Source organism: Rhizobium sp. SVR5-9E (genome assembly GCF_056755095.1).
In genome coordinates, this window is record NZ_JBNDHS010000204.1 from 1 (window position 1) to 1,951 (window position 1,951).

The following is a 1,951-nucleotide window of genomic DNA, read 5'->3' on the forward strand; positions in this document are numbered from 1 at the left end:
TTCGAGGACGGCATCCTCGCCCATGCGGTTGAACATCTGACGGACTGTCAGCCCCTCCGGGAAGGAGATCGAATAGAGGATCGATTTGCCGGACTTCAGCAGTTCCATGATGTCGTTCATGGAGGCCTTGGCCTTGATTTCGTACTCACCGGCCTTGAGGCTCTCGCCGTCCTTCAGGCGAGTGGCTGTCAGGTAGCGGAAGATACGAGCATCGGAGATGATGTTGTTGCGCTCAAGATTGGAGGCAATTTCCGAAAGGCCGGCCCCGTTGCGCACAATGAAATTGGTGTTCGTCTCCAGCGGACCGGGGTCCTGATAGCTGGAGATTGCATAATAAAAGGCGAAGATGCCGGCAGCGCAGGCAAGCACCACCATCGTCATGAGGAAGTTCAGGAAGATGATGACCTGGCTGCGCGCTTTCTTGGAACGCTTCGGCGGCTCCGGAACACGCTCAGGACGCAGCGCTTCGTTGGGCGACTTCGGAATGATCCGCCCGTTTTGCGCCGGCTGGCCGCTCTGGTCTGCCGATTCGTTGCTGTGGTTCGTATCGCTCACGGCAATCCTCTAATTTCGCCTATCCGCTGTTTTAAGAAGCAATACGGCAAAAAACAGGTGGCAGCACTTTTTCGAAAGACGCTGGCACCCCTACTCCCGCAGCCTCAAAAACCGCGTTCAAGCTGTATAGCGGCGCAGCACCAGCGATGCATTCGTACCGCCGAATCCGAAGGAATTCGACAGTGCCACATTGATCTCTCGCTGACGAGCCTTGTGCGGAACAAGATCGATAGCGGTTTCCCGTTCGGGATTATCCAGATTTATCGTCGGCGGTGCAACGTTGTCACGGATCGCAAGCGTTGCAAAGATCGCTTCGATCGCGCCGGCCGCACCCAGCAAATGGCCGGTAGCAGACTTCGTCGAAGACATCGAGATCCCGGACGCCGCATTGCCGACGAGACGCTCGACGGCCCCGAGCTCGATCGTATCGGCCATGGTCGAGGTGCCGTGGGCGTTGATGTAATCGATATCGGCAGCCGTCAGCCCGGCGCGTTTCAGCGCCATGGCCATGCAACGCTGCGCGCCCTCACCATCTTCCGACGGCGCGGTGATATGGTACGCGTCGCCCGAGAGACCGTAACCGACGATTTCTGCATAGATCTTCGCGCCGCGCGCCTTGGCATGTTCCAGCTCTTCTAGGACGACGATCCCGGCGCCCTCGCCCATGACGAAGCCGTCGCGGTCGCGATCGTAAGGACGCGACGCCTTCTGCGGATTGTCATTATGTTGCGTGGAAAGCGCCTTGCACGCGGCGAAGCCTGCGAGCGAGATACGGCTGACCGGCGATTCCGTGCCGCCCGCGAGCATCACGTCGGCATCGCCAAGCGCGATCAGACGGGCCGCATCGCCAATGGCATGTGCGCCGGTCGAGCAGGCCGTGACGACCGAATGGTTCGGTCCCCTGAGCTTGTGACGAATCGAAACCTGGCCGGATACGAGGTTGATCAAACGGCCGGGGATGAAGAACGGCGAGATCCGGCGCGGGCCCTTGTCGCGGAGCGTGTAGCCAGCCTCGACAATACCCTCGATGCCACCGATGCCGGAACCGATCAGGACGCCGGTCGCGATCTGGTCCTCATCGGCCTCCGGGTGCCAGTTGGCGTCGTTCAGCGCCATATCGGCGGCTGCCATGCCGTAGATGATGAAGGGATCGACCTTGCGCTGTTCCTTCGGCTCCATCCAATCATCGACGTTGAAGGTGCCCTCCGTGCCGTCACCGACAGGAATGCGGCAGGCGATCTTGGCGGGAAGATCCTCCACCTCGAATTCGGTGACGAGGCGAGCGCCGCTCTGGCTGGCGAGCAGCCGAGCCCAGGTGACTTCAGTTCCGCATCCCAAGGGTGATACCATGCCGGTACCGGTGATGACGACCCGTCTCATCGACAGCTTCCCCGCC

2 protein-coding genes are annotated in these 1,951 nt (G+C 60.5%); both read right to left on the reverse strand.

Annotated features, from left to right (window positions below; all coding sequences use genetic code 11):
- Positions 1-555: endolytic transglycosylase MltG (locus ACPYOJ_RS34350; RefSeq protein WP_481420221.1), on the reverse strand; the 555-nt coding region annotated here is incomplete at its 3' end.
- Between the two features lie 117 nt (positions 556-672).
- Positions 673-1,935 (reverse strand): beta-ketoacyl-ACP synthase II, encoded by a 1,263-nt coding sequence (gene fabF / locus ACPYOJ_RS34355; protein WP_481420222.1) that lies wholly within the window; start codon positions 1,933-1,935, stop codon positions 673-675.
- Positions 1,936-1,951 lie beyond the last annotated feature (16 nt).